The organism is Streptomyces sp. 4F14, from assembly GCF_048159485.1.
Lineage (GTDB): Bacteria > Actinomycetota > Actinomycetes > Streptomycetales > Streptomycetaceae > Streptomyces.
In genome coordinates this window covers 1-403 of sequence record NZ_JBLRVY010000182.1, presented here as the reverse complement: position 1 = coordinate 403, position 403 = coordinate 1, and the positions used below count along the sequence as shown (strand labels likewise).

Below are 403 nucleotides of genomic sequence, written 5' to 3'. Positions count from 1 at the left end.
CGCACAAGCGCGGATCGCGTCCCACTTGGCCGACGGCTCGCCCGGGTAATGCCTCAGAGCGAGCAGCGCCTCCTCCCGCGCACGGTCCGCGGGATCGTTCCTGAGCCGGTCGAAGGCCAGTTGCCAGGTGCCGGGCTCCTCGGCTCTGTGTCCGCACAGATGCGCCACTGCGGCACCGCGTACGGTCCCACTCGGGTCGGCCGGCACAAGCTCCCGAACGAGTTCCCAGGTATCGGCCTCGTTCGCCCTCAGTTTCACCAGGCCGAAGAGCGCGTCCTCGCGCGCTTCCTCCCCGGGATCCTCGGCGACGCGATCCCGCAGGAACTCCCAAGTGCCGGACTGCGCACCCGCCGTCCGCCACAGTACGGAGCAGGCCGTTCCACGAACCGATTCCTCCGGATCC

At 69.7% G+C, this 403-nt stretch carries 1 protein-coding gene; it reads right to left on the bottom strand.

All coding sequences use genetic code 11. The annotated features are described in order from the left end of the window. Positions 1 to 403: hypothetical protein (locus tag ACLZOT_RS50220; protein ID WP_416976019.1), on the bottom strand; the 403-nt coding region annotated here is incomplete at both ends.